General features: G+C 30.6%; 19 protein-coding genes and 1 pseudogene. 11 read left to right on the top strand and 9 right to left on the bottom strand.

What is annotated here, in order from left to right; translation table 11 throughout:
* Positions 1-109 precede the first annotated feature (109 nt).
* Positions 110-1,234, bottom strand: a complete 1,125-nt coding sequence (locus CF386_RS12245; RefSeq protein ID WP_089074712.1) for an S-(hydroxymethyl)glutathione dehydrogenase/class III alcohol dehydrogenase — start codon at positions 1,232-1,234, stop codon at positions 110-112.
* 191 nt (positions 1,235-1,425) lie between these two features.
* Between CF386_RS12245 and CF386_RS12240 the strand changes: the two genes are divergently transcribed.
* Positions 1,426-2,319 carry a LysR family transcriptional regulator gene (locus CF386_RS12240; RefSeq protein ID WP_089074711.1) on the top strand — a complete coding sequence of 298 codons (894 nt, stop codon included), beginning with the start codon at positions 1,426-1,428 and terminating at the stop codon, positions 2,317-2,319.
* Between the two features lie 5 nt (positions 2,320-2,324).
* Here the strand turns inward: CF386_RS12240 and CF386_RS12235 are convergent, their stop codons facing one another.
* The 6 genes and pseudogenes from CF386_RS12235 to CF386_RS12210 all read right to left on the bottom strand — a co-directional run bounded on the left by CF386_RS12235 (position 2,325) and on the right by CF386_RS12210 (position 8,843).
* Positions 2,325-4,700, bottom strand: coding sequence for a Lon protease family protein (locus CF386_RS12235; protein WP_089074710.1), 2,376 nt, complete (start codon positions 4,698-4,700; stop codon positions 2,325-2,327).
* 112 nt (positions 4,701-4,812) lie between these two features.
* Positions 4,813-5,429, bottom strand: a pseudogene (locus CF386_RS12230) (fumarylacetoacetate hydrolase family protein).
* Between the two features lie 288 nt (positions 5,430-5,717).
* A complete protein-coding gene (locus CF386_RS12225) occupies positions 5,718-6,617 on the bottom strand; it encodes an SMP-30/gluconolactonase/LRE family protein (protein WP_225971771.1) in 900 nt (299 codons plus the stop codon).
* Between the two features lie 27 nt (positions 6,618-6,644).
* Positions 6,645-6,998 carry a DUF2750 domain-containing protein gene (locus CF386_RS12220; protein ID WP_089074709.1) on the bottom strand — a complete coding sequence of 118 codons (354 nt, stop codon included), beginning with the start codon at positions 6,996-6,998 and terminating at the stop codon, positions 6,645-6,647.
* A 16-nt stretch (positions 6,999-7,014) separates the two neighbouring features.
* Positions 7,015-7,584, bottom strand: a complete 570-nt coding sequence (locus CF386_RS12215; protein ID WP_089074708.1) for a gamma-glutamylcyclotransferase family protein — start codon at positions 7,582-7,584, stop codon at positions 7,015-7,017.
* An 80-nt stretch (positions 7,585-7,664) separates the two neighbouring features.
* Positions 7,665-8,843, bottom strand: a complete 1,179-nt coding sequence (locus tag CF386_RS12210) for an MFS transporter (protein WP_089074707.1) — start codon at positions 8,841-8,843, stop codon at positions 7,665-7,667.
* A gap of 294 nt (positions 8,844-9,137) precedes the next feature.
* Here CF386_RS12210 and CF386_RS12205 point away from each other — a divergent pair, with 294 nt between their 5' ends.
* The 4 genes from CF386_RS12205 to CF386_RS12190 all read left to right on the top strand — a co-directional run bounded on the left by CF386_RS12205 (position 9,138) and on the right by CF386_RS12190 (position 13,492).
* On the top strand, positions 9,138-9,581 hold the full coding sequence (locus CF386_RS12205; protein WP_089074706.1) for a hypothetical protein: 444 nt from the start codon (positions 9,138-9,140) through the stop codon (positions 9,579-9,581).
* A 138-nt stretch (positions 9,582-9,719) separates the two neighbouring features.
* Positions 9,720-10,658: a ribosome biogenesis GTPase YlqF gene (gene ylqF / locus CF386_RS12200; RefSeq protein WP_089074705.1), complete on the top strand. Its 939-nt coding sequence runs from the start codon at positions 9,720-9,722 to the stop codon at positions 10,656-10,658.
* Positions 10,659-10,757: 99 nt separating this feature from the next.
* Positions 10,758-12,146, top strand: a complete 1,389-nt coding sequence (locus tag CF386_RS12195) for a TldD/PmbA family protein (RefSeq protein WP_089074704.1) — start codon at positions 10,758-10,760, stop codon at positions 12,144-12,146.
* Positions 12,146-13,492, top strand: a complete 1,347-nt coding sequence (locus CF386_RS12190) for a TldD/PmbA family protein (protein ID WP_089074703.1) — start codon at positions 12,146-12,148, stop codon at positions 13,490-13,492. Before CF386_RS12195 ends, CF386_RS12190 begins: the two co-directional genes overlap by 1 nt.
* A 53-nt stretch (positions 13,493-13,545) precedes the next feature.
* Here CF386_RS12190 and CF386_RS12185 read toward each other — a convergent pair whose 3' ends face one another.
* Together CF386_RS12185 and CF386_RS12180 are read right to left on the bottom strand one after the other, a co-directional pair.
* A complete protein-coding gene (locus CF386_RS12185; RefSeq protein ID WP_158522420.1) occupies positions 13,546-14,205 on the bottom strand; it encodes a YceH family protein in 660 nt (219 codons plus the stop codon).
* A gap of 73 nt (positions 14,206-14,278) precedes the next feature.
* Positions 14,279-15,205 (bottom strand): GGDEF domain-containing response regulator, encoded by a 927-nt coding sequence (locus CF386_RS12180; RefSeq protein WP_089074701.1) that lies wholly within the window; start codon positions 15,203-15,205, stop codon positions 14,279-14,281.
* 235 nt (positions 15,206-15,440) lie between these two features.
* Between CF386_RS12180 and CF386_RS12175 the strand changes: the two genes are divergently transcribed.
* The 6 genes from CF386_RS12175 (at position 15,441) to CF386_RS12150 (ending at position 20,015) form a co-directional block, all read left to right on the top strand.
* A complete protein-coding gene (locus tag CF386_RS12175) occupies positions 15,441-17,243 on the top strand; it encodes a LysM peptidoglycan-binding domain-containing protein (protein ID WP_089074700.1) in 1,803 nt (600 codons plus the stop codon).
* An 88-nt stretch (positions 17,244-17,331) separates the two neighbouring features.
* Complete coding sequence (locus CF386_RS12170; protein ID WP_089074699.1) at positions 17,332-17,529, top strand: hypothetical protein; 198 nt, start codon at positions 17,332-17,334, stop codon at positions 17,527-17,529.
* An 82-nt stretch (positions 17,530-17,611) separates the two neighbouring features.
* Positions 17,612-18,514, top strand: a complete 903-nt coding sequence (locus CF386_RS12165; RefSeq protein ID WP_089074698.1) for a DUF368 domain-containing protein — start codon at positions 17,612-17,614, stop codon at positions 18,512-18,514.
* A 70-nt stretch (positions 18,515-18,584) separates the two neighbouring features.
* Positions 18,585-18,983 carry a hypothetical protein gene (locus CF386_RS12160; RefSeq protein ID WP_089074697.1) on the top strand — a complete coding sequence of 133 codons (399 nt, stop codon included), beginning with the start codon at positions 18,585-18,587 and terminating at the stop codon, positions 18,981-18,983.
* Positions 18,955-19,545, top strand: a complete 591-nt coding sequence (locus CF386_RS12155) for an SCO family protein (protein WP_089074696.1) — start codon at positions 18,955-18,957, stop codon at positions 19,543-19,545. The genes CF386_RS12160 and CF386_RS12155 overlap by 29 nt, the downstream gene beginning before the upstream one ends.
* Complete coding sequence (locus tag CF386_RS12150; protein ID WP_089074695.1) at positions 19,542-20,015, top strand: copper chaperone PCu(A)C; 474 nt, start codon at positions 19,542-19,544, stop codon at positions 20,013-20,015. Before CF386_RS12155 ends, CF386_RS12150 begins: the two co-directional genes overlap by 4 nt.
* Positions 20,016-20,022: the final 7 nt, after the last annotated feature.

Raw genomic sequence — 20,022 nt, 5'->3', positions numbered from 1 at the left:
TGATTTTCACTGCTTTTATTAATGAGGAAAAATCACCTTTCATTCTAATTTGAAATGAATTCATCCATTTAAATCAAATCTATTAATGAAGTTAACAAATATTTGATCTTTATAGCTCAATAACAGAACGAATACTCTTACCTTCATGCATAAGATCAAAAGCTTTATTTATATCTTCCAGTGGCATCTTATGAGTAATAAAATCGTTTAACTTAAATTCACCATTCATGTATTGCTCGACAATACCAGGTAATTCAGAACGTCCTTTAACTCCACCAAAGGCAGACCCTCTCCAAACACGCCCTGTTACTAATTGAAATGGTCTAGTTGAAATTTCTTCTCCAGCGCCTGCTACACCAATTACAACTGATTCTCCCCATCCCTTATGACAACATTCTAAGGCTGATCGCATAACATCAACATTTCCAATACATTCAAAAGAAAAATCAACACCACCATCAGTTAACTCAACAATTACATCCTGAATGGGTTTATCATAATTTTTAGGATTTATACAATCTGTTGCACCTAACTTTTTAGCCAGCTCGTATTTACTTTCATTAATATCTACACCAATGATACGACTTGCCCCAGCCATAGTTGCGCCAATGATAGCGGATAATCCAATGCCTCCCAAACCAAAAATTGCAACTGTATCTCCTTTTTGAACTTTAGCTGTTTTGAGAACAGCCCCCATCCCAGTCGTGACTCCACAACCTAAAAGACAAACTTCATCTAAAGGTGCTTTTGGATTAACTTTCGCTAAAGATATTTCAGGCAAAACTGTATACTCTGAAAAAGTCGAGCAACCCATATAGTGGTATATTGGTTGACCATCTTTATAAAATCGTGTAGTTCCATCAGGCATTAAACCTTTACCTTGAGTTTCTCTTATTTGCTGACATAGATTTGTTTTACCGGAAAGACAAAATTTACATTTTCCACACTCAGGTGTATAAAGAGGAATGACGTGATCGCCTACCTCTACACTTGTTACGCCTTCACCAACCATCTCAACAATCCCACCACCTTCGTGACCTAGAATTGAAGGGAAAATTCCTTCAGGATCTGCACCCGACAAAGTAAAAGCATCTGTATGACATACACCTGAAGCGACTATTTTAATTAAAACTTCTCCTTTTCGAGGTAACATAACATCAACTTCTTCAACTGAAAGCTTTTCATTAGGACCCCAAGCAATTGCTGCTTTTGATTTAATAAACTTATCTGACATAACAATTCTCACATTTTGTTTTTATATAATTTCTATAATATTTAATTAACAAATCATGCTAATATCTAATTTGTTCAAATACTATTAGAATATTTGGTTTTTTATATAATTTGTATAATCTATATTATATTTAATTAACGATACATGTTAATATCTATTTTATAAAAAGACTATTACATTATGGTAATAATATGAGCTTTGATGGAATTACTGAATTTGTTGCGGTAGCAGATTGCCTCAGCTTCACAAAAGCAGCTAAAGAGCTAAATGTCTCTGCTGCACATGTTAGCAGAAAAATTCATTTTCTTGAAAGTAAACTCAAAGTAAAGCTTTTTTATCGTTCAACAAGGAAAGTTTCTCTTACAACAGAAGGTAGCCTTTTCTATAAACATGCAAGCCAGTTAGTTACAAATTTAGAAAATGCTGAAAATGAGATTTTTAATTTAAATAATACGCCTAAAGGATTAATAAAGATCACTGCGCCTGTAACGCTAGGAGAGGAATATATCCTTCCCATGCTAAATAACTTCATAAAAGAAAATTCTGATATGCAATCAAAGGCTTATTTAACAAATAATAACATTGATATCATTTCAGAAGGATATGATTTGGCTATTAGGATTGGCAAATTACCTGATTCAAATTTGATTGCAATCAAGATAGGATCTCGAGCAAACTATGTCTGTGCTTCTCCCAATTATTTAAAGAAATTTGGCCACCCTGTTCATTTTCAAGATATTAAAAAACACAAATGCTTACAATCTAATGTTAATTTGAATTACTGGCTTTTCTATGAAAATAGACAAGAACAAAAGGTAAAACTTCATTCTCATATCATCTATAACAGCGGTAAAGCTATTTTAGATGCAGCCATTAAAGGACTTGGTTTGTGTCGTTTGCCTAGTTATTATCTGAATGAATACATTCATAAACATAAACTCATCCGTGTCTTAAAGCAATATGAAACGCCCAGTGAAACAATCTGGGCGCTTTATCCAAATCGAACAAATTTGCCTATAAAAGTCTCAAAATTTGTAAGCTATTTGAAAGTAAACTTCAAACAGCTAGACGTCATTACTCAATAAAAACTTTATTTAACTTCAGAAAGTTTACTAATTTCATCTATATTAGAAAATATCTTTGCCATTAAGTTATCATTTAAATGATTACTACAGGAAATTTTCTGTTCAAAAGATTCAGACATCATCATATCTATAACCTCAGATATATGCTCTACAGGATAGACAAAAAATTGTTTATTTTTTACTGCTTGTCGAACGTCTTCATTTAACATCAAATTATGTTGGTTTGATTTTGGTATAATGACTCCATGTTTTCGACCAGTATTTTTAATATGACAGGCGTTATAAAAACCTTCAATTTTTTCATTTACACCACCTATAGCCTGAACGTAGCCAAATTGATTCATTGAACCTGTTAAGGCAATATCCTGACGTAGCGGAATATTGGAAAAGCTCGATAATATCGCACAACACTCAGCAATAGAGGCACTATCCCCATCAACGCCATAATAAGACTGTTCAAATGCCAGCGATGTTTTAAGTGGGACTTTTTTATTTTTTCCAAATAAAGAGTTAATAAACGCGGTTAAAATCATTACCCCTTTAGAGTGGATATTACCACCTAACTCTACGTCTCTTTCGATATCTATTATTTCACCTTCACCAAAAGAAATAGTTGCTGTTATTCTACTTGGTGCTCCGACAGAAAAGTTGGGTGTGCTCATCACCGATAGAGCATTAACCTGCCCTACTTTATAACCTTCTAAATCCAATAAAGTAATTTCTTTTTTGATATTGTTTAATATTTCATCTTTTATTTTACTTGCTCTCAACTCTTGGCTTTTTAATGCCATTAAAACATGGCTTTCAGAAATAATATTCGCCTTTTCTGTTTGTGCCCAATAGTTGACTTCTCTTAATAAGCTAGCAATTTCCGCAGAGTGGAGCGAAAGTTTGTTTTGATCTCCTGTTTTTCTAGCACTATGCTCAATTATTTTTTTGATGGCTGATTGATCGCAATCTAATAACTGATTATCTTTTACAATACTCGATATAAATTGAGCATATTTATATTCATTATTGATGTTTCGGTCCATTTCATCTTCAAAATCGGCCATAACTTGAAATAATTCATGAAATTCAGGATCATATTGCTGTAGTAAATTATATGTTTGATAATCACCAAATAAAATAATCTTTACATTTAAAGGGATCGCTTCAGGATCAAGAGATACAGTGCCTGTTAGAGTGACTTCTCTTTCTAGCGAACTAAAATTTAGAGACTTTGTTCTCAGTGAACGTTTTATCCCATCCCACACGTATGGTCTCTCGAGGACTTTATTAGCATCCATCAACAATACGCCACCATTGGCTTTGTGAAGGTTACCCGCCTGAATTAATGTAAAGTCGGTAAAAACAGTACCCTTAAAAGTAGAGTTTTCAATATAACCAAATAAACTATGATAATGTGGGTTATCTTCAATAATAATAGGGTAATGCTCTTTTTGATTGGCAACAAGCAAGTTTACTTGATATCTCCTCGGGATCTTTTGCTCTACCACATCATTCACAGAATCTGTCAATTGAGGTGACTCTGAGGTAAACAAATCGAGATTCTTGACGATATCATCCTTCATCTCTTCTAGATATTTTATAACATCCTTTTGATTGGTATATTTTTTTTCATAATCTATGAAATATTTATCCAAAACGGCTTTAGTAATTTCAATATCTAATTCATTAATTTTATTAGAGTACTTTTCTTCATGCTCAGTTAATGATCTTATGAGAGATCTAAGTTCTCCTTCGAGCTGGGTAATCACCTCATCGAAGCTATTTTTTTCTGCCTCACTCAATAACTCAAAGGTCTCTTCTGTATGAGGTTTATCTCCATTTAATGCTGTAAATTGATAATCACCAGATTGCGTGAGTTTTAATTCAATGTTTTGTTTTTTGGCCTTAATTTTTATTTTATTAACTTCTGTTTCTTGTTTAGAGTTAAGTTCAATTTTTAATTTATCAACTCTTGATAAATATAATTCATTTTCAAAAGCCAAAGGGATGGATTTAACTAACTTGATCATTAAATCCTGAATATCTGTTTTAAAAGGTTGCCCTTTACCTATTGGCAAACTTAAAGCTAAAGGCGATCGCATATTTTTAAAATTGGCTATGTAACACCAATCAAAACGTTCTTGTTTATTTTCATGGTGATTTTTGAGATACCTCATTACCATGGTTCTTTTACCTAAGCCATTTCTTCCTACGGCATAGATATTATAACCCTTTTCTCTTATTGACATAGCAAATGATACGGCTTGCTTTGCTCTATCTTGCCCAATTATTTCATTAAGAGGTTTAATATCTTTAGTTGATTGAAAGCTCCATTCAGAAGAATTTGCTTCTTTGTACAACTCGTCTAGTTTCAGGGGGTGTAAATCCATATTTGCCTCTCCTTAGAAAACTTTGTTAATCCCATCATACAAAATATGATCAAGTTATTTGGAAGTTGATACTTAAAGTTTAATTAACGTCTCATATTTCAATATCAAATGGCTACAATTTATCCACCACCCACTCTTGCTGAATAAGAATTTGATCGTTTTCTTTAATAATACCCTTAAATAATCTATTGGAGCCGACCTCTCCCACTCCTTTTGGAGTTCCTGTCATAATAACATCACCATTTTCGAGACGCATAAATGAATTTATTTCTTTCAAAATTTCATTTGGATGATATATCATTTCTTCAATATGACCTTTTTGAACTAAGGAGTTATCAATATATAATTCGATATTTAATTCATTTAGGTTCTTAAAGGGAACAAATTTTGAAAATACAGCTGCTCCATCAAACGCTTTGGCTCTTTCCCAGGGTAACCCATCTTTTTTAGGTGTGATTGTAGATTTCTTTTTGTTAAATCCAGTCCAAAAGCAACAGAACTTAACTTACCGGAATTCACTAAAAAACATATTTCACTTTCAAAATGAAGTAGTTCATTATTGTGTGTGCTCATTAACCTATCAGAAATAGAGGAATTGGGTTTAAGAAAAAACATACAACTTTGAGGTTGGGTATTATTTAATTCCTTAGTATGCTCTGAATAATTTCTTCCGACACAAACAATTTTTGATGGTGTTTCATACCCTTGTTGATGTTTAATTTTATTCATGTTTTCGTTTTCCTTTCTAATAAACTTATAAAAATTTTTAGTTCAACTTACTTAAACTCTTATATTACACTTTTAATTAAATTTTAAAATTAAAAAAATATTTGGGGTTTTAAGATATTGGTTTATATAATTATCAGGTAGATTAATATGATACAGGAAATAAATAAATTACTTTCACTTAGTTCATTGGAATGGCTTGGGGTGATAAATAATAACTTCGCATGAAAGAAAACAAATGAACTTGTACTGAGATATTTAAAAAATTACCTCCAAAAGAACTTTTTTCAGTTACAACATTTTATACAAATAAATTTTATCAAATGCAGTTACAAGTAAGAGTTTATTGTCTGAACCACCAAAAGCTATATTACTTACATGCTTGGCTTTAATTTTAATAAAATCTAATTTCTGTCCTTTTTTGTTAAAAATTCTCACACCTCCTGTTGTGGCAGCAAAAAGATTATCATGTGCGTCAATTGCAATACCATCTACAAATGGTTTAGAGCCCTTAGAACCAGTTACTTGAACGAATTTTAATTTATTTGTAACTTTCTTTCCATGAATATCAAATTGATAGACCCATCCATTTGATGAATCCGCAACATATAATTTTGATTCATCCAATGAAAAAGCGATACCATTAGGAATTTTTAATTCACTCGTAACTAAGCTTAAATTCCCATTTTTATAACGATATACGCCATTAAAGCCTTGTTCTGATTTTGCTTTTTTAGGACCATACCCCTGAATGCCAAATGGAGGATCCGTAAACCATATGCTACCATCACTTTTAATCGCCAAGTCATTGGGACTATTAAGTAACTTCCCATTAAATAAAGATGCAACTATTATTTTTTTTCCACCTTCATTTTGATATGATAGTTTGCGATCATGACGTGCAGACCAAAGATTTCTTTGCTTATCAAAATCAAGTCCATTCGCATATCCTGAATTTTCATCATAAATACTTAACTTTTTAGTCTTCGGATTTAAAGCATATATTTTATTATTTGGAATATCTGAAAATAAAAAGCGTTTATTTTTTTTGTCCCATACAGGCCCTTCAACAAAACCAAAATTTCCATTTATGATTGTTGGGTTTTGGTGTACAAAAGATTTAGCAAACAGGAAATTTGAAAATAAAGAAACAAAAAAACAAAACACAACATACATAAGAGATTTAAGCATAATTAAACTCCCAAAACGTTTCCAAAATTACACAAATAATCTTGAAATCATTTCCGGTTCGAGCTCTTCCCCCTCAAGATTTAAATTCCAATTTAACCCAACTAATGTTTCATCTTCTGTAAAAGTTACCATCCAGTCTTGAAGAAACATATCTAAAGGTATTGATTGTGGAGAAAAATCTGACCACTCCTCAACACAATGTTCAAGCGCCATTTTTTCACTGGACCAGAAAGGCATTACTTCGGCATTTTCATACTGAATCGAATCTATAATTAACCATTCTTCTTCTGGACTACATAATCCCCAAACTAATTTAGTTTCCGAGGTTTCTTGAACAAATAAATCCAAATTTCTATCAAGGTCTGTAGTTAATGTTGTCATTTTTTTTCTCTCTAAATTAAATCATTTTAAAATCATTTATAACTTGATCAATCAACTTTATTTGCATCTTTGAGTTACTATCATAATTTGAATAAAGTGGATTCAATCTGTCATTATGAATCGGCTTCCATCCCGAAGTCGAATGCATAAAAAAGTTTGCAAATTTAACGGATATACTAAGAAACCCTGCTAATACTGTATCTAAATAAGTTTGAAAAATAAATGAGTGCGTTGATTTTTGTGTCAAATTAACTTTATCTTCAATATAAATCCAAATTGTTTTTTTTAAAGGTAAAGGTAATTTATTTAAAGTTAAAATTTGACTACTTGAGACTCTCACTCTCTTATAGTTCCTTTCTCTTAAATCAAAAAAATGCAAGTGTTCTTCAGAAACTGGAATTAAAACACCGTTACAAGTCCCTTCACCTTTGTGAGCCACTAAAGGTGATATTCCTGCTTTTGAATAACTCAGCTCACTCCAAGAGCGAATAAAACCATCAACAATCACTGGAATTGCATCTTCGACTTTATATGTGAAGGACCGCGAAAATTGATTTACTAGGCTCCCATAAGCAAAAATATACAATAAAAAATTCTCTTGTAGTCACATTACATTGTAATATTAGACTTTACTTAAAATTCTGCAAATAAAATCTACCATGTAAATTAATATTTAATAGCTGATTGTAAGGTACTTTCTTCTTTATTTATTTTAATTAAAAATGAACTCAGTAAACTAACAAATGCTATTGAAGCAGCTATCAGAAAAACTTCTTTTATACTTGACATCCAAACATAACCTAAAGCAAATGGCAAAAAAACAGCCGCTATATGATTGATAGTAAACGTCACACTACTAGATGAGGTTAGATCCTCATATGATGCAATTTTTTTAAAATAGCCATTAAGAGCTAAAGATAATGCAAACACTAAATTATCTAAAACATATAGAAAACTAGCAACTGTACCTGATGAATTATAAGCATATGCTATAAATATGATGACCAATAAAAAATATTCAATGTGTAATGCTTTTTTTTCACCAAATACATCAATGACTTTACCAATATATGGGGCAATAAACATAGTCATTAGTTGTGTAATCATAAATAAAATAGCCATATGTGTTACGCTAAAATTAAATTTTGCAACCAATAATAAGGAAGCAAAAACAACAAAAATTTGTCGTCGTGCACCACTTAAAAATTGAAGCCAATAAAAAAGTGAATATTCTCTTTTAATGATAATTTTTTTCTTCTGTTTTTCCCTGCCATTTAAAAATTTTGGGAAAGTAAAGAGATAACAGGCAATTAAAAAAGCAAGAATACCTGAAACAATATATACAACTTTATAACTCAAATGAAAAAAATTAAACATCACTATGATGATAATAAAAGAAATGATCGCAAAAAAAGCACTACTAGAACGCACCTTTCCATTTAGAGCGTTAAAGTTTTCCTTTTCAAAAAACTGATATGCAAGAGAAGAATTTAATACTTGCGCATAATGAAAACCAAATGACATTACAACCGTTGTAAAATAAAAGCCATACACTGTAGGTAAAAATCCAGTTAAGGCGACCCCTAGCCCCATTAAGCTAATTGAAATGAGCATTAGAGATTGTTCTTTTATAAATAACAACCAAAAAAGAATAGTGAAGGCTAGTAATCCAGGTACCTCACGTAAGCTCTGCTGAATACCTATGGTTTGACCATTCATGCCAATAAAATCTACAGCAAAATTATTTAATAAAACTCTCCAACCAGTAAAAGCAAGAGCTGTAGCAGCTGCAGTCCATAGTAAAAAACTCAGCTGATTTTTTTCTTTCAGATATTTTAATATCATTATTTTTCCTTCAATCCAAATTTTTTGTTTTCTTTCAATCTGTTAATAGAATCTTATTTAAAATTTAATCTTTTATTAAGTTTTAATTATTTATTTGATAACCTTTTATTTTAGTTCTCATCTTCGCTCAATATAGTTTCAATTTATTTTCCAAATAATACAATTTGGTATTATTAACAGGTAAAATCTTAATTACTTATATTTTTTATTCAAAATTATTTTTTAATTATTGTTTCTATCAAGGTTTAACTATAGAATCTTTAATTTATACGTTTTAATTTCAGAGATAACCAGATGAGTTCTCTTAAAGAATCTTTAGTGAAAATCAACATATCAAAATTAAAGCTTAGTGATAAAGATCTTGATGAATATTGTACTATACATGAAGTTAAATTTCATGAAACTCTAATGAAATTATCAAATAAAGATAAAAATGATATATTAATGGGTTTTTTCACACAACAAGTTGATACACGCTATAAAACAATCTCGCAACATCAAGCATCAATATCCAAAGTAAATCATATATTTAAGGATATAAATATGCGACTTCAAGACTTAGACACATTTATTTTGGAGTTAAAAATTTGGTTTTTTATTTTGGGATATCAAAAAATCATTTTTGGTTTAGCTTTTGAAAATGCTATTAAATACTCTAAGGTTATAAATCAGACTGATAAACAACTAAACATAAATCATGAGTTATTCCTCGAAGCTTATTATCTTGGGAAGAAATAAGCAAATATGGTACAGAACTTATTCTCTGACAATTTTCAATCAAATTAATTCGATTACTTGACTCAATGCAATGTTTTTTTATTTAATTTATAATTTTATGTTAATATCTTCATAATTCATCGATTTAGGATTAAACATATGACTACTATCCAATGGTTTCCAGGCCATATGCATAAAGCTCAAAAAGAAATCCAAGAAATTCTCCCAAAAATTGACTTGATTATTGAAATTTTAGACGCAAGAATTCCATTCAGTAGCAATAACCCACTCATTTCAGACTTTATAAAAGATAAACCTCTTATAAAAGTTCTAAATAAAAATGACCTAGCTGATAAAAAGAATATAAAACAATGGTGTAACTATTACAATAATGAAAATGTTCAATGTATAGATATGACAACAACTGATAAAATCGGTATTCAAGCATTATGTCCGTTGGCAAAAAAATTGGTTCCTCGAGAAAACTATAACATTAAGCCCATTAAAACGATGATAATGGGTATTCCCAACGTAGGTAAATCAACAATTATAAACTTTTTAGCTGGACGGAATGTTGCTGTTACTGGAAATCAACCTGCTGTTACAAGACAACAGCAACTTATTAATTTAGGTAATGGTATTCACTTACTAGATACTCCTGGTATATTATGGCCTAAAGTTGAAAACAAAAACAGTGGATTTAGGCTTGCTGCAACAGGTGCAATACGTGATACAGCCATCGATTATCAAGAAGTTGCTTTTTTTCTTGTGGATTATTTAAGTGCAAACTACCAAAAGCTATTGCTGACTAGATTTGAACTAATGCCAGAAGACTTTTCAGATCCCATATTAACTCTTGAAGCTATAGGGCGAAAAAGAGGCTGTATTCAATCAAAAGGCCGAGTAAACTTACACAAAGCATCTGAAATTTTAATTCATGATTTCAGAAATGGAAAGTTAGGACAGATCTCATTAGAAACTCCAGAAATGATTGAATCTGAATTAATTGAAACTCAAAAGCTAATTGAAAAACAAAAAGATGAAAAAATAAAGAAAAAGGAACAGAGAAGAAAAAGATACCTCAAAAATAAAAAGTAAAAAATAAATATTGAACACATGAAATAAGGTTGTTTCAACAATTCATTTAATGATACCTTATTAAATAATACATTATGAATGTTTCAAGGAGTCCCAAATATGTTAAGTCCTGCAATTGCTAAGGATGTTATCGACCACGCCATGTTCTTAGGAGCTGATTTTGCAGAATTATTTGTTGAGCAAAGCCGCACTCATTCGATAGAGCTCATTTCAAATGAAATTGATAAAATTAATGGTGGGATTGATTTCGGTATAGGTATTCGACTTTTTTTTGGCACTAAAGTTTTATACGGTTACACAAACAGTACTGACAAAAAAGAACTGTTGAAAATAGTAGATATACTTACTGCTAAAGATCGAAAAAACTTACAGTTAGAAAGCGTATCCTTCAACTTTATGAAAGGCTCTAATCTTCATGAAGTTTCTCAACCTCTTCATCAATCAAATAATCTCGAAAGTAAGTTAAGTTTTTTGCATTTAATGAATCAAAGTGCAAGGTCTGAAAGTAATAAAATCAATCAGTTTATTGGAAGAGTTGCTCAGAAAGAACAAGATATTGAAATTTTTAATTCAACTGGCCTTCATGTCAACGATAATAGGAACTACATCAGACTCGCAGCTACTGCGATAGCTCAGGATGGCGGGCAACAATCCACAGGCTTTGAGGGCCCTGGAGCCATGGCAGGTTGGGAGTTTCATACTCACATTGATCCCAAATATCTAGCTGCTCAGGTATCTAAGCAAGCTCTTATAAAGCTTAATGCTGCAGTTTGTCCTTCAGGCGAGTTGCCTGTAGTAATTGGTAATGGCTTTGGTGGTGTTATTTTCCATGAAGCCTGTGGACATTTGTTGGAAACAACTTCTGTTGCTAAAAAAGCTTCTGTTTTTTATGATAAGTTAGATGAAACTATTGCTAACTCAGTAGTAAATGCCGTCGATGATGGAACAATTGCCAATAAATGGGGCTCTATTAATATCGATGATGAAGGATTAAAATCACAAAAAACACAACTGATAAAAGATGGCGTTCTTACTAGCTTTCTTGTTGATAAAATGGGTGGTATTAAAACTGGATATCAACCTACAGGATCAGGTCGAAGAGAGTCTTACAAATTTGCACCGACCTCTCGGATGAGAAATACTTATATTGAATCGGGTGATAGCTCCTTTGAAGAAATGATATCTTCTGTTGAAAAGGGAATCTATGCAAAAAAAATGGGAGGCGGATCTGTACAACCTGGAACAGGTGAATTTAATTTTTCTGTTCAAGAAGCATATTTAATTGAAAATGGTAAAATATCAAAACCTCTCAAGTCAGCAACGTTAATAAGTACAGGGCCAGAGGTTTTGAAAGAAATTTCTATGGTCGGGTCAGATGTCGAATACTCTGCTGGAATGTGTGGTTCATCAAGTGGAACTGTTCCTGTCACGGTGGGTCAACCATCTCTAAAAGTCAATAAAATTCTTGTCGGTGGAGGTAACGAATAATGGATAAACCTTTAAGTATTGATGATGCTGTAACTTATGTTCTTGATAAAGCAAAAAATTTAAACATTGAGGCAGATATAATTGCAGGTGGTAGTCAAAATTTTTCATTAAAATCAGAAAATAATCAGTTATCTGAGTACAAAGTAACCTCTTCACATTCAATTGGCATTAGGGTTATTAAGGATGAAAAAGTTGCAACTTCATATTCAGAGTCTCTTTTCCCAAAAATGTTAGATGAAATGCTTTCCCAAGCCTCCGAAAGCGCTGAATATTCAAAAATTGACTCATATCAGAAACTCAATAATCAAACTTCCCATATTGTAACGCCCAAGGAAGAGATTTATCAAAATGACCATACTACTACGGATGAAAAGATTAATTTGGCATTATTTTTAGAAGACGAAATGCTATCTAAAGAATATTGCAAATCCGCACCGTATAACGGTTATTCAAATTCAACCTCCAACATGATTTATGCAAACACATACGGTGCATGGTGTTCACACCTTGAGAAATCTTTTAGTTGTTATACGTCTGCACTCTTAGAGCATAATTCAAAACAATCTATGTTCGTTGGTGTGAGTACTGGCAGAAACTTTAAAGAGCTCGATCCTAGCTTCTGTATTGATCATGCTTATGGTATGGCAAAAGACTTACTTGAGGGAACATCAATTCAAACTGGCCATTATTCTGTTATTTTTGATAATTCAAGCCTAAATCAATTGTTTGGTGCGTTTGGAATGTGTTTTTCGGGTGAATCAGCAATGAAAGGCGTCAACCCATGGAAAGAAAAAATTGAAACAACTGTTGCATCAGATTTATTATCAATTTCAGATATTTCATATATTAAAGGTGGAAATGCAATTAAATCTTTCGATGATGAAGGATTTGCATCAACAGATACAAAGCTTATCGAAAATGGTATATTAAATACCTTTCTTCATAACAGTAAAACATCTAAGTTTTTTAATGTGAAAAATACTTTTAACGCAGCAAGATCATCTAAAGGTGGTCTTTCAGTTGGTGGACAACATATGTTAATTGAGGCAGGTAAAACTACAAAACAAGATATTTGTTCAGGTAAATATTTAGAAATTGTTGAGTTACAAGGAGTCCACTCTGGAGCTGATGCGGTGAGTGGTGATTTTTCCTTTGGTGCGTCAGGATTTCTATGCCAAGATGGGAAACGTTTAACACCAGTTAGAGGAATAACAGTTGCCGGTAACTTTTATAAAATGATTCAATCAATAGAAGCAGTTGGCAATGAGTTAGAGTTCAATTACGAAAAGGATTTTTATGCTCCTAAAATTAGGTTTGATCAACTACAAATAGCTGGTGCAGAATAAAATAGATTTGAGTAGTGATGCCGTCCACATTAGTTGAATGGCATCAAATCCTCTTAAAGCTTTCTTTCCAAATAATCTAATCTACTTTCAATATCATAAATTTGTGATTTTATTACTTCTAGCTTGTTTTTTAGGCTTTTTATTTCAATTTCTGGATTATCTGGAAAGTCATTATCTATCGCGATTATATTATCAGAGGATTCATTTAAAAAAGGTTCCTCTGAAAAATTATGCATATATCTTTGCTCCCTTTTTCCAGGTAGCTTAGGAAGCATAACAATCATATTATTTTCTATTTGACTCATGTTAGAGAGGGTTTCTTCAACTTCTGTTAAATTTTTAAATTCATATAATCTTTGAGATCTGTTTTTAATTTCACCTGGTGTTTGTGGGCCTCTAAGAAATAAAACACACAAAATACTACTTTCAGCAGGCGTTGTATTTAAATAACCAAAAGGTGAACTACAAAATCTTTGTCTAAATTTTTTAGCTCGACTAGCATCGTCTATTTGAACCAATTTAAGACTTTCTAATTTTTCAAGCTCATTGTCCAAATCACTTTCTTTTAAATTTAAAACTGGCTCTCTATTACTTTTTTGATTACAAGCATTCAATAGTGAGTTTAAAGTTAGTGGATAATAATCCGGTGTTGTATATTCTTTTTCAATTAAAGAACCAATTATTCTTAATTGTATATTATTTAATTTTTTCATAATAAAATCCATTAGTATACTTATTACAAAGATACCAAAAAATTGAAAAAAGTGAATTGATTAAAAAATAAATTTAATAAGCATATGTGTTTCTTCCATTTTTTTTAGCCTCATATAATTTAATATCAACCAAATTGTAAATGATATTTGAATCTATAATAATGTTAGGGTCTACGCATATTAAACCCTGGCTTAGGGTAAGTCTTTTATCTAAAAATGATTTCTCATGAGATATATTTAGTTTTCTGAAATGCTCTTTTATTCTCTGACACTGATTAATGCCCTGTTCCAAGTTAGTATTTCCAAGGAGAATAATAAACTCTTCACCTCCAAATCTAGCAACAATGTCATCTTTTCTTGAAAACAATAAATTTAATTCGTTTGCAATTTGAGTTAAACACTGATCACCTTTGATGTGCCCATAAAAGTCGTTATATTTTTTAAAGTAGTCTACATCAATCATTATCAACACAAATGTAAGTTGATTTCTTTCATGAATATTTAAAAACTCTACAACTTTATGATTTAAGAATCTTCTGTTAAATAATCCTGTTAATGGATCTTCATTAGCCTGTTTTTGCAAACGGTTATTCATTTCTTCAATTTGTATGTTTTTGTTTTTAAGCTTAGTCCGCATAATAGCGATTCTTTCCATAGCTAAAATTTTTGAAGCTAGGACCGTCCTATTTACGGGCTTTATTAAATAATCATCGCCACCTGCAATAATGGCTTTTTCAATTATATTGGGCTGTTGATAAGAGCTAAGAAAAATAATAGGGATCCAATCTTTAAACTTCCTTCTAATCCATTTAGTCAAATCTATGCCATTTATATCAGGCATATTGATATCCATCAAAATTAAATCTGGCTCAAAATATTCAATTTTTTCTTTTATCTCTATCCCAGAACTTAATAATGAGACTTCATGTCCAATTTTTTTTAATCGTATAGACAGATGTAATCTTTCAAGATAAACATCGTCGATCAATAAAATTTTCATGTTTCCTCAACTTTATATAAAATCAAAATCAATACGTTTTTAAATTAGTAGTTTAAATATCAAACACTCTATTTATATAGCTATGATGAATGTTAATTTATATGTTTTTATAAAAAAATTATGATATGATGCTTAAAATTTTAATTAAGCACATTTTTCATGCTTGATTTTTACTATTTATTATCAAATTATTAATATATGTTTTTTGTCTTTTGAATTATATTTGGGATATTTCGTGAAGCAGGTTATAGTATTTTTTTTAGTCTTATTAATTTCATTTTCTTCGTTCTCAGCTACAAAAGGTTCACTAACTCCCATTCAAACTGCATCAGTAAGCATGTATGTTGGTGATTTTTATACAGGTAAGCCCTACTACAAAAAAAATGCTAGTACAATCATGCCTATCGCGTCAATAACAAAACTAATGACGGCGATGGTAGTCTTAGATGCTAAGCAATCTTTAAATCAATATTTAACATACACAAGATATGACTTCCAAAATTACATGTATAAATACAAAGTAACTAGAATTAAGATTGGTTCAAAACTGACAAGACGAGATTCTATTCGATTTGCCTTGATGTCATCATCTAATTATGCAGCTTCTACTCTGGCATCAAATTACCCTGGTGGTTATAACAAATTTATCCAAGCCATGAATAGAAAAGCCAGGTCGCTTAAAATGTATAATACTCATTTTGTAGATGCAAACGGTTTACACCCTAATAATGTTTCAACTACAGAAGATTTAGTCAAGCTTGTTCGTGCAGCATACAATTACAAAATCATTAGACAGGACACAACTACAGCTACAGATACGATTTATTTCAAACATCCCAGATACAAACTGGCTATGGTAAATACCAATCAAATGGTTAGAAGCAGTAAATGGGATGTTTTGTTAAGTAAAACTGGCTCTTTAAGAATAGCTGGACATAGTTTGGCTATGGTTTTAAATATTGATGGAAAAAGAGTGATCATGGTTATTCTAGATAACCATAGAAAAAGTAGTAATTATGCTGATGCCTCAAGAATAAAAGAATGGTTAGCTACAGGAAAAAAAAGCACGATACCATTATCAGTGAAACGATATCAAAATAAGAAATTTTCGATGCTTTCAGATTCCACATATACCTTTCCGTATTCTGTTAAGAGAGGAGACTCGGTCCATTCAATTGCAAATCATTACAATATAACACCAAATGCAATTATAAAAGAAAACAAACTTAATCCCAGAAAAGGCCTTCGAGTCGGCCAAAAACTTTTAGTAACTGTTGATAGAAATCAACCTGATAGAAATCCAATTTTTTTCAATCACTCCTATTATACAGTTAAAAAAGGTGATTCTTTAACTTTAATTGCAAAAAAGCTTAATATAACAGTTAGCCAACTACTCAAAGCAAATAACTTGTCCATTTCTTCAAATATTCACCCCGGACAAAAGTTATTAATTAAAAAACCTAAAATGCAAAAAATTACGCAAAAAACAAAACCAAAGTCACAAACCTACAAGGTTAAGTCAGGTGATAATCTTTTTGACATTTCCAAACAAGTTGGAGTAAGTATAAACAATCTTATTAAGTATAATAACCTTAATAATAACGGAGATATCTACCCAGGTGAGACACTTAAATTAGATAACACAACTAAAACCAAGGTTGTAAATTCTAAAGAAGCTCAAAACACTCAAAAAGTTTATACAGTTCAGTCCGGTGATTCTCTCTATCAAATTGCATCACAGTTAAAGACTGATGTTGAAAAAATAATTTCTGAAAACAATTTTAGAAATGGACACATTATACATCCTGGAGATAAAATTATTATCCCTAAAATTGAAGAACAACACAAAGAAATAATTAAACCAAAAGTTAAAAAAAGCTTTGTGATTACTTATAAAGTTAAAAGGGGGGATACGCTTTCTTCTATTGCATCAAGATTTAAAGTATCAATCAAAGAAATAAAAGTATGGAATAACTTAAACATAAATAAAACAATTCATCCAGGTCAACAAATCCAATTAAAAGTAAACTATAATTAAATTATGAAATATACTTTTTCATATTTAAATCTTGATGATCTGAATCTGTTTGATTTACAATGTTAATTATTTCAATTAGGTATAAACAATGAAAGTTATAGTAGAAATCCTTGAAGATGGTAAATACAAAGATAAAATATTTGAGAATGAATATTTTTTAGTCAAAGGAGAGAGACATGCTTTTTCTCCCAGTTATGCTGCTCAATTAATCAAAGAAAATAGAGCTAAATATAGTGAAGTCCTCGATGAAGACCATGAACATTTTAATAACTTCTCTAATTCATAATTGTTCATAGTTTTTTAACTTCCCAAATTAAGCTCTTTCGTTTATTATCTTATTATCATTTAAATATTATTATTTTGTATAAATGTTAAAAAATCTAATAAATTTTATGAAAGGTCTTGCTATGGGCTCTGCTGATGTAGTCCCAGGAATATCTGGTGGCACTATTGCTTTTATAACTGGTATTTATCCTCAGTTAATTCAAAGCATCAGCAGCATATCTCCAGAATTAGTTATATTTTTCAAAAAAAATGGCCTTAAAGCTACATTACAAAAAATTAATTTCAAATTTTTAGTTTTTTTATTTAGTGGCATTTTAGTGAGTATTTTTTCATTTGCGCATGTAATAACATATTTATTAACCCATTACCCAGTTGTAACATGGTCTTTTTTTATGGGACTAATGATTATGTCAATTGTGATAATGTTTCAAGAAATAAATAATATTAAGAAACGATTATTATTATTTTCATTATTAGGTTTTTTTGTTGCGCTAATACTGACATCTTCTTCTTCTATTGTGATTACATTCACTCCCTTGAATACATTTTTTGTTGCGGCTGTTGCTATATGCGCAATGATTTTACCAGGAATATCTGGAAGTTTATTGCTGGTTTTATTTGGATATTATATTCCTATTTTAAACGCCATTAAATCTTTTGAACTCAATACAATTTTAATTTTTGCCTTTGGTGCTCTTTTTGGCCTTATAAGCTTTTCTAAAATACTAAACTTTTTTCTTACAAAATATAAAGACTCAACATTCTTATTTTTAATTGGCCTAATGATTGGAACACTTATAAAGCTGTGGCCTTGGCAAATAGAAAATTGTTCTTTATACCAGTTCTCAATTTTAGAGTTTAATCAAGTCTTGCCAAATACATATACTTTATTAACTGGCCAAGAAAATTACGTTTATTATTCGTTCTTTTCCTTCTTTTGTGGGATATTTATAGTTTATTTATTAAATTCTTTAAAAAAAACATAATCGTGATTTCTTTCCAGAAGATCTGAATTCAAGTTAGACATATAATAGATAGTTTAATAGCCTGAATATTATGAAATACTTTATAATATTTTGGTTTAGTTTATTTTCTAATACAATTTTCTCAATTGAAAATTCATGTGTTTTGTCTAATGGATATTGTGCTCATGATTCCTTTATTATCAAGTTAAAAAACAGACAGCTGAAACAGCTTAAGCCCAATAAAATTTATCTAAGCACTACTAACAAACTTAACTTACCTAAATCATTAGTGTTATCCATTAATTCAACATCTATGGATATGGGAACATACTATTTTCATCTCCATAAAACAAAACAAAATTTTTATGAAGGTGATATTTTTCTTCCACTTTGTCTTCAAAATACATCAGAATGGAGTGGAAAAATTTTTATTTCAAAGTCGGCTAAGAGGGAACTGGTGAATGTTAAGTTTATCATGGAGGAGAGTTAAGTATATTTTTTTACTTATAATAATTTCTATTATGGGATTTAAAACCTATAGCTATCTTCATCAACCTAATATCGAACCAAATATAACATCATATGATACTTCGTTTAGTAAGGTTTTTTCAAATACTGGTAATAAAATCAAAGTTATTTATTTTGGTTTCACTCATTGTCCTGATGTATGTCCTGCACAATTAGCCATATTAAGCAGTGCACTTAATAGTTTATCAAAAGAAAATTTATCCAAAATTGAACCAATTTTCATCACACTGGATCCTGGTAGAGATACCTCTCAAATCACTAAAGAATATGCATCACATTTTCATAGATCGATTCAAGGTATAACTTTAAGCACTCATAAAATTGACATATTGGCAAAACAATACGGCATTATTTATAAAAAATCGGAAATAAACGGCTCCTCTTTAAATTACACAATTAATCATAATTCTTACTTTTATTTTACGAGGAATAACGGTGAGTTACTGTTTAAAATACCACACACTATGAATACGAATATCATTGTGCATGCAATTGAAAAAGCAATTAAGGAAAATATTTCATGAAAAAATTATCCATTTACTTAATTTTTACTCTTTTATTTTCGTTCCCGTTATATGCTGCTAAGGGTATCAGCATTATAGATCCATATGCTTTCAGCACTTCAAGTAAAGATAAAGTTGGAGGCATTTATTTAAAAATAAAAAATCTAACAAAAAGCAAACTTAGGCTTGTTAAAGTCAAATCTACTATAGCTAAAAATATCGAAATTCATAAAACTTTCAAACAAAATAATGTTTTTAAAATGGCACAAATTCCATATCTTCAAATAGGCAGTAATCAGGAAATAACTCTAAAGCCAGGCAGCTATCATTTAATGCTTATTGGATTAAAAAAACAATTAAAAGTTGCTGATACTTTTCATATCAGCTTAATTTTCAATAACGGCGATATTAAAAATGTAGCTGTAAAAGTTAAAAATAGAAAAGTTACAAGTATTTCACCAGATGATTATGATCATCATCACGCTCATTAACTTTAAA

It is taken from the genome of Paraphotobacterium marinum (assembly GCF_002216855.1).
Taxonomy (GTDB): domain Bacteria; phylum Pseudomonadota; class Gammaproteobacteria; order Enterobacterales; family Vibrionaceae; genus Paraphotobacterium; species Paraphotobacterium marinum.
The sequence above is the reverse complement of the archived record's forward strand: the minus strand, read 5'-3'. Positions and strand labels throughout refer to the sequence as shown.